This window comes from Streptomyces sp. NPDC031132 (genome assembly GCF_055570595.1).
The window spans coordinates 329,847-337,427 of sequence record NZ_JBVIGX010000007.1 but is presented as its reverse complement, the minus strand read 5'-3'; the positions used below and the strand labels follow the sequence as shown (position 1 = coordinate 337,427).

Sequence of the window (7,581 nt, the reverse complement as noted above, 5' to 3'; positions counted from 1 at the left end):
GACAGGAGGAACCCGGACACCGCCGTCCCGGCCGGAACCGCGGGCGGTGTCGTGGCGGATCGAACCGCCCCACACCCCCCCTCCACCACCCCTCCCCGCCGCGTCGAGCAGGGCCCACACGCGGCGCCCGTCGGGCCCGACGTCGCTGCCGCAGCTGACAACGGTGCGCAGCGCCGCGAGTTCGGTGAGGACGGCGCCCCCCTCGTCGGGGGCGGCACCGGCCACGTGGCTGAGCGCGACGGCGAGGATGCGGTGGTCCTGGTCGGCGAGGTGGACGCTGACCCGTTTGCCGCCGTCGGCGACCGCGGCGTCGACGAGACGCCGTACGGCGCTCTCGAGGTCCGGCTCGTCGAGGTGTGCGTACCCCCAGGCCCGGACCGTGGCCGTCGCCTGCGCGCCGGCTTTCCTCGCGGCCCACGGGTCCGCGCGGAACGTCAGCCCGGCGGTCTGCCGGTTGCGGATCTCCATCCGCGGGCGGGCCCGGTCCGGCGGCACGTTCGACCCGCCCGCCTCTGCCGGTGTCGTAGTCATGCGAACACGCTACGCGCACGGACGGACTCTCCGAAAGGCCCGCAGGACCGGAGGGGTTGGCGGACGGTGGTGATGCGGACGGAGGTGGTGCGGCCGCACACGCGGCGCACCTGGCGGAGACTGACACCGATGGCGGCGGGCACCGCCGGGCGGCCACGCGCACGGGCCGACCGGCCGGCCGCCCGCTCAGCCCAGCGTCACGGTGACCAGCGCCGCGGTGACGGTGATCGCCGCGCAGGTCAGCAGTAACGGCCGTCCGGTGGTCAGCACCCAGCCGATACCGCGGCATCGGCTGGTACCCGATGCCGGGTCCTCCCGTAAGGCCGTGCCGTCAGCGCCCGCCGTCGGGCGCACGGTGGCGGCGGCATCGCGCAGGAGGACGCACTGGCCGCACTCCTCCGTGCCGTGGAGGGACGAGTCGGAGTCGATCCAGTACGCGCCGTTGAGCTCTGCGAAAGAAACTTCGGGGGACACGACTGGACGCGTAGAAGCTTCCATGACCGCCAAACGGACCGCCCGCAGCGGAAGCAACGGTGATCACCGCATCCGAGACCGGATCGTCACCGGAAATCCGTCCGGCCGGGCCGAAATCCGGTCTCGGCCGAGCCGACCCCGTACGCCTGCGCCACCGTTCGACGTGCGCGGCGCGGCGGGCCGGTCGGCCGCCATGCGCCGCGCCCAGGGAAAGGACCTGGCACGGCTCGAGGTCCTCCTCGGGCGGCGGGCTGCCGCCTCGGAGTGATGTCCGGATCCTGCAGATGCCCGTCATTGCGGACGCACGGGCCGGGCCCGGATATTGGGGTCATGAACTCCCGCTCGTACTCCCCCGTCTCCGGCCCCCATGTGGTCGTGTTCGCGATGTTCCCCGGGATCGACGCGCTCGACGTGACGGGCCCGGCCGAGGTCTTCGCCATGACGAACCTCGTGCTGGGGACCGGACACTCGGGTCTCGGCGGCGGCTACGAGGTGCACCTGGCCGGTGAGCGGCGCGGCCCCGTGGAGACCTCCGCCGGAGTCCGCCTGCACGTGGAGGAACTGTTCTGCGAGCAGGGGACGATCGACACGCTGGTGGTGCCGGGCCGGATCCGGATCGGCGCCGACGGCCCCGAACCGCAGGTCGATCCCGGCGTGGTGGCCTGGCTCCGCGAGGCCGGTCCGGGCGCGGGCCGGATCGCCTCGGTGTGCGTGGGCGCGCAGGTGACCGCCGCCGCAGGTCTGCTCGACGGCCACCGGGCGACCACCCACTGGGCCACCGCCGAACGGTTCGCCGCGGACCATCCCGCCGTCGAGGTCGACCCCGATCCCATCTTCGTCCGCTCGGGCCGGATGTGGACCAGCGCCGGCATCACCTCGTCCATGGACCTCGCCGTGGCCCTCGTGGCCGAGGACCACGGCGACGAGGTCGCCCTCGAAGTCGCCCGCATCATGGTCATGTACCTCCAGCGGCCCGGCGGCCAGAGCCAGTTCAGCGTGCCGCTCGCCCACCCTGCCGGCAGCCGTGACGACCTGCGCGAGCTGCGGCGGTGGATCGGCGAGCACCTGGACGCCGACCTGTCGGTGCCCGCGCTCGCCGCGCGGATGTCCATGAGCGAGCGGCACTTCGCCCGCGTCTTCCGGGCCGAGACCGGCAGCACGCCCGGCGCCTACGTCGAGAGGATGCGGCTGGAGGCGGCCCGCCGGCTCCTGGAACGCACCTCGCGCCTCGCGCCCGACATCGCCCGCGCCTGCGGCTTCGGCTCGGTCGAATCCCTGCACCGGGTCTTCCGCGACCGGCTGGACACCTCTCCCGGCGCGTACCGCAGCCGCTTCCGCACCGCCGCCTGAACCCCACCGAAACCACGCCGCGCCCGGGGCACACCGGGTGCGGCGGCGATCCCGCACGCCCTCGACCACCTTGGAGCCACCACCGTGAAGTTCTCCGCCACCCACATCGGCACCGCCACGGTCCTGCTGGAGATCGCAGGTCTGCGCCTGCTGACCGACCCGGTCTTCGACCCCGCGCCCGCCGAGTACCGCCACGATCCGGTCGTCCTGCGCAGCACGGCCGGCCCGGCGGTCGCCCTCGCGGACCTGCCGCCGATCGACGCCGTGCTCCTCAGCCACGACGACCACCCCGACAACCTGGACGCCGCCGGCCGCACCCTGCTCGCCGGCCGGCCCGTCCTGACCACGCAGAGCGGCGCGGGCCGCCTCGGCGACGGTGCCGTCGGCCTGGCGCCGTGGGCCACGCACGAGCTCACCGTGCGCGGTACGACCCTGCGCATCACCGCCACCCCGGGCGTGCACGGGCCGGTCGGCGACGTCATCGGCTTCGTCATCGAGGCCGAGGGCGACGAGGAGGGCGAGGGCGAGGCCGTCTACCTCTCCGGCGACACCGTCTACGTCGACGAACTCGACCGGATCGCCGAGCGGTTCAGCATCGGCACCGCCTTCCTCCACCTCGGCGCGGCCCGGATCGCCGCCTTCGGCGACGGCCGGCTCATCACCATGGACGCCGCCCAGGGCGCGGCCCTGACCCGCTCGCTGGGCGCCCGTACGGCCGTCCCCGTGCACTACGCGTCGTGGGAGCACTTCAGCGAGGACCGCGCCGGGATCACCGCCGCCTTCGCCGCGGCCGGCGTCGGCGAGCGCCTGCGCTGGCTCACACCCGGCGCTCGGGAAACCCTCGGCTGAGTCGGGCGGAGAGGACGGGCGCGGGGGCGGTTCAGGCGGCCTTGAGGGCCGCGGCGCCGAAGGACACGTTGAAGCGGTCGCACCAGATGGTGACGCTCGAGTAGTCGGCGAGGTTCACGTCGGCCGGGATCTCGTAGTTCTGGTCGCCCTTGTTGCCCTTGAGCTTGCCCAGGCTGACGTACTTGCCGTCGTCGAAGACGAACCAGCCGTCCGCGCCCTCCTTGACCGGCGCGTCGGTCAGCCACACGCGCAGGTCGGGGCCGCTGCTGGTGTCGAGGTTCTCCAGGCGGAGCGTGCGCGAGCCGTCGGGCAGCTTGATGAGCTTCACCGTGCCGGTGGTGCTGTGCTCGTGGCTGATCAGGGAGCCCTGGGCAACGATCTGCGGTCCCGGCGCCGGGGCGGCCCCCGGCCGCGAGGAGCCGGGCCCCGGGGCGGTGGAGGCAGTGGGCAGCGCCTCGTTGACCGTGGAGTTCTGCCAGAGCTTCCACGGCTGGGCCCAGTACAGCCCGGCGCCCAGCACCAGCACGGCCGCGATCAGCACCCAGGTCAGCAGCCGGCGGCGCCGCGGGCGCTTCCCCGGCGCCGTACCCGCCCCGGCCTCGACCCCGGTCCCGGCACCCGTCCTCGTCATGACAGCCCCTCTTCGTCGATGCGTTCCTTCGTCATTCAACGCGGGCGGGTGATCCGAGCGCCAGGATCCCCTGATGACGGAAGTCTTACGTCCGCCGCAGGCCGGGCGGTACGACGGCGCTCCGGCGGCCGTCGATCCGGGCGGCCGGCGTGCCGCGTGACAGACTGCTTCCTTGATCGCGGGGGCATCGGGCGCCCGTGCACGGTGAATTGGGAGAGTAGTGCGCAAGGCGAAGTGGGCGGCTGCGGCTGCCGGTGTGGTGCTGTTGGTCGCGGGTTGCGGCGGCGAGGGCGGTACGGACAAGGGCAAGGGCGGCGACGCGCCCGCGTCCGGTTCCTCGGCCCCGGCGGCCGGTGCGGGGGCCGGCTCGGGCGGCTCCGGCGCCCTGGATGCCGCCGCGGTGAAGAAGGAGATCGAGGCTGCGGCCACGGCGGCCGGTTTCACCGAGAAGCCCGGTGACGACGTACCGGCGAACCTGAAGTCCTGCATGGTCTCCTGGACCGCGGACAGCAAGAAGGTCTCCGATTCCAGGAAGTCCTACGACGCCACGGTCGCGACCCTGGCCAAGGGCGGCTGGAAGGAGACCCGGACAGTCGATCAGCCGGCCGCCGTCATCAAGGCGCTCGACAAGAGCGGCTGGAGCGTGAAGGCGAGCCACCAGGGCAAGGCGGGCGCCCTGCTGGTCGTCTCGTTCATCGCCACGGACAACGGTCCGACGTGCGCGAAGGCCTTCCAGGAAGACCTCGCGAAGAACAAGCAGTAACCTCCCACCTCCTCCCTCCCCCTGCCTCGCCGGGCGGGGTGTACCTGGGTACACCCTGCCCGGCAACCAGGTGCAGTGGCTGCGGCCTCGGCTGAAGGCATCGTCGACGGCGTAGCAGTTCGACCCCTGACGGAGGCTGAGGACATGGGGAACGCCGATGGACAGACCCTGGCGAGACCGGACGCGGACGGAGCGGCGCGCGGCGCCGGGCCGGGCGGCCGCGTCACGGCGAAGGCGGCGGTGTTCCTCGCCGTCGCCTTCCTGGCGGCGGGAGCCCTGGGCGCCGCCCAGGCGGGGACGCCGATCCCCACCGAGGTCGTCCAACTGACGCAGTTCGGACCGGCGCTCGGAGTCGCGGTCGTTGCGCTGCTCTGGCCGGGCGAGATCCGGAGTCTGCTCGCCGGGGCGCTGCGGGGCGGCGGACGCCACGGCGGTCGCGGTGTCCTGCTGCTCGCCACTGCGCCCCTGATCGTCGCCCTCTGTGCGACGGCGTACGGCGTCGTCACCGGGGACGTCCGGTTCACCGGCCCGAGCGCGCTGGGCCACCCCTTCGCCGTGATCGTGGTGGCGCAGTTCATCGGTGCGTGCGGCGAGGAGCTCGGCTGGCGTTGTCTGCTCCAGCCGCTGCTCCGGACGCGCTGCGGCCCGCTCGCGTCGTCGGTCACGGTGGGTCTGCTGTGGGGCGTCTGGCACGTTCAGGTCTTCGCGCAGGACCCGGCGTACGCGGGGGCGTTCCTCGTTGCGACCGTCTCCCTTTCGGTGGTGCTGGGGTCGGCTTTGGAACGGCTCGGCGGGTCACGGCTGTTGTTCGCCGGAGGATTTCATATGCTGATCAACTTGGGTCTGTTGCTGTTCATGGACGAGGAATCAGGAGCTGTTCTCCCGATGGTGCTGTTTGCCCTGGCCGCTGTTGCGGCGGCTGTCGTGTGGGCCCCGGGGGCCAAGCGGGCTGCGGGTCCGGCGCGTTGACGCAGGACACGGTGAGGGCTCGCCCGGTCGCTCGGCCCTGGTCCGCCGTCGTGCGCTGCCAGCTGCTGAGCCTGCTCGCCCTCGCCGCGTCCTGCGTCGGCGGGCTCGTGGTGATCGCCCTGCTGCTCCTGCCGGTCGGAGCCGGATTCCCGCTGCTGCCGCCGGCCGCGAGGGCACTGCGCGCCCTGTCGAACCGCTCCCGCCGGTGGGCCACCGGCTGGAGCGGCGCCCGGATCAGCCGGCCCGAGCCGTTGACCGTGGACCGCACCGCGGCCCCCCGTACGAGGGTCGCGGCGGTCCTCGGCGACCAGGGGTTCTGGCGCGACCTCGTCTGGGCCTGGCTGGAACCGCTGGTCGGCGGGCTGCTCGTTGCCGTTCCCCTCGCGCTCGTCGAGTACGGGGCGTTCGGCGCGCTGGTGCAGCCGCTGGTGTGGCGGCGGCTGGGCGACGGCAACTGGTATGCGTTCATTCCGGTGCACAGCACCCCGACGATGCTTGCCGCGCTGGTACTGGGCCTCGCGTTCATCGCCGCCGGCGTGTACGGCGCACCGGCGGTGCTCCGGCTCCATGCACGCTGGAGCCGGTCGCTGCTGTCCGCACCGCGCGCCACCGAACTCACGCGACGCGTCACGCAGTTGACCGACACGCGCACGGAGGCCCTGGACATCCAGGCGGCGGAGCTGCGCCGCATCGAGCGGGACCTGCACGACGGTGCCCAGGCCCGCCTGGTCGCGCTGGGTATGGCTCTGGACCGGGCGGCCCAGCTGATCGACACCGATCCGGCGGCCGCCCGCGGCCTGTTGACGGACGGCCGGGAGACCTCCGCCCGGGCCCTGCAGGATCTACGGGAGCTGGTCCGGGGCATCCATCCCCCGGTGCTGGCCGACCGCGGCCTCGGGGACGCCGTCCGGTCGCTGGCGCTCGACAGCTTCCTCGACGTGGACGTCGACAACCGGCTGCCGGGCCGGCTGCCGGCGCCGGTCGAGTCCGCCGCGTACTTCGCGGTGAACGAGCTGCTGGCCAACGCGGCGAAGCACTCCGGGGCCCGGCGCGTCAGCGTGCTCCTGGAGCACCACGAGGGTGCGCTGCTGCGGATCGCGGTCGTCGACGACGGCCGGGGCGGTGCGGACGACTGCGCCGGTGGCACCGGACTGCGCGGCGTCCGCCGCCGGTTGGGTACGTTCGACGGCAGCCTCGTCCTGCACAGCCCGCAGGGCGGCCCGACCACCGTGACGATGGAGATTCCATGCGTGTTGTCCTCGCCGAAGACCTCTTCCTGCTGAGGGAGGGGCTGGTGCGCACGCTCCAGGAGCACGGTTGCGAGGTGGTGGCGGCCGTGGACAACGGCCCGGCCCTGCTGCGGGCGTTGCTGGCGGAGGCGCCGGACGTCGCGGTGGTCGACGTACGGCTGCCGCCGACGTTCACCGACGAGGGTCTGCAGGCAGCACTGGAAGCGCGGCGCCGGCGCCCGGGTCTGCCCGTCCTCGTGCTGTCCCAGTACGTCGAGCAGCTCTACGCGAACGAGCTGTTGGCGGACGGCGCCGGGGGCATCGGCTATCTGCTCAAGGACCGGGTGACCGACACCGGGCAGTTCGTCGACGCGGTGCGCCGCGTGGCGGCCGGCGGTACGGCCATGGACCCGCAGGTCATCGCGAAGCTGCTGGCGCGCGGTGACGCCCGCGGGCTGACGGACGGGCTGACCGCGCGGGAGCACGACGTCCTGGAGCTGATGGCCGAGGGCCGGTCGAACGCGGCGATAGCCGGCGGGCTGCACATCAGCGAGAGCGCCGTGGCCAAGCACACGGCCGGCATCTTCGCGAAGCTCCGCATCTCGGCGTCGCCCGACGACAACCGCCGGGTACTTGCCGTACTGGCCTACCTGAAACGGTGATCGCGGGGAGGCGGTCATTAACCCTCCCCGATCCGTTCCTTAAGCCGGCCTCAAGAACGCGGGAGCGGGGCCCGAACCGCACGTTTGTCCGTTTTCCGGTCGCTAGCGTGCTGCTCGAACCTC

Annotated in this window: 9 protein-coding genes; 6 read left to right on the top strand and 3 right to left on the bottom strand. The window is 73.1% G+C overall.

Annotation, left to right across the window (positions count from 1 at the left end):
• Together ACZ49B_RS14015 and ACZ49B_RS14010 are read right to left on the bottom strand one after the other, a co-directional pair.
• Nucleotides 1-531: hypothetical protein (locus ACZ49B_RS14015; RefSeq protein WP_468304823.1), on the bottom strand; the 531-nt coding region annotated here is incomplete at its 3' end.
• A 186-nt stretch (nt 532-717) separates the two neighbouring features.
• Entirely contained in the window at nt 718-1,005 is a 288-nt protein-coding gene (locus ACZ49B_RS14010) for a hypothetical protein (protein WP_468304820.1), read from the bottom strand.
• 330 nt (nt 1,006-1,335) lie between these two features.
• Here ACZ49B_RS14010 and ACZ49B_RS14005 point away from each other — a divergent pair, with 330 nt between their 5' ends.
• Both ACZ49B_RS14005 and ACZ49B_RS14000 read left to right on the top strand, forming a co-directional pair.
• The gene (locus tag ACZ49B_RS14005) at nt 1,336-2,355 is read left to right on the top strand and encodes a GlxA family transcriptional regulator (protein WP_468304817.1); all 1,020 of its coding nucleotides are present in this window, start codon (nt 1,336-1,338) and stop codon (nt 2,353-2,355) included.
• Between the two features lie 84 nt (nt 2,356-2,439).
• Nucleotides 2,440-3,204 (top strand): MBL fold metallo-hydrolase, encoded by a 765-nt coding sequence (locus tag ACZ49B_RS14000; protein ID WP_468304814.1) that lies wholly within the window; start codon nt 2,440-2,442, stop codon nt 3,202-3,204.
• Nucleotides 3,205-3,235: 31 nt separating this feature from the next.
• Here ACZ49B_RS14000 and ACZ49B_RS13995 read toward each other — a convergent pair whose 3' ends face one another.
• On the bottom strand, nt 3,236-3,835 hold the full coding sequence (locus tag ACZ49B_RS13995; RefSeq protein ID WP_468304812.1) for a DM13 domain-containing protein: 600 nt from the start codon (nt 3,833-3,835) through the stop codon (nt 3,236-3,238).
• A gap of 220 nt (nt 3,836-4,055) precedes the next feature.
• Between ACZ49B_RS13995 and ACZ49B_RS13990 the strand changes: the two genes are divergently transcribed.
• From ACZ49B_RS13990 to ACZ49B_RS13975, 4 genes are all read left to right on the top strand, one after another.
• On the top strand, nt 4,056-4,598 hold the full coding sequence (locus tag ACZ49B_RS13990) for a hypothetical protein (protein WP_468304809.1): 543 nt from the start codon (nt 4,056-4,058) through the stop codon (nt 4,596-4,598).
• Between the two features lie 144 nt (nt 4,599-4,742).
• Nucleotides 4,743-5,567, top strand: coding sequence for a CPBP family intramembrane glutamic endopeptidase (locus ACZ49B_RS13985; protein ID WP_468304806.1), 825 nt, complete (start codon nt 4,743-4,745; stop codon nt 5,565-5,567).
• Nucleotides 5,568-5,578: 11 nt separating this feature from the next.
• Complete coding sequence (locus tag ACZ49B_RS13980) at nt 5,579-6,850, top strand: sensor histidine kinase (RefSeq protein WP_468304803.1); 1,272 nt, start codon at nt 5,579-5,581, stop codon at nt 6,848-6,850.
• A complete protein-coding gene (locus tag ACZ49B_RS13975; protein WP_468304800.1) occupies nt 6,814-7,458 on the top strand; it encodes a response regulator transcription factor in 645 nt (214 codons plus the stop codon). Before ACZ49B_RS13980 ends, ACZ49B_RS13975 begins: the two co-directional genes overlap by 37 nt.
• The last annotated feature ends 123 nt before the right edge of the window (nt 7,459-7,581 follow it).

Coding starts and splice junctions, on each gene's coding strand:
- ACZ49B_RS14005 (WP_468304817.1), top strand. CDS start 1,336: ATGAACTCCCGCTCGTACTCCCCCGTCTCCGGCCCCCATGTGGTCGTG.
- ACZ49B_RS13995 (WP_468304812.1), bottom strand. CDS start 3,835: ATGACGAGGACGGGTGCCGGGACCGGGGTCGAGGCCGGGGCGGGTACG.
- ACZ49B_RS13985 (WP_468304806.1), top strand. CDS start 4,743: ATGGGGAACGCCGATGGACAGACCCTGGCGAGACCGGACGCGGACGGA.
- ACZ49B_RS13975 (WP_468304800.1), top strand. CDS start 6,814: ATGCGTGTTGTCCTCGCCGAAGACCTCTTCCTGCTGAGGGAGGGGCTG.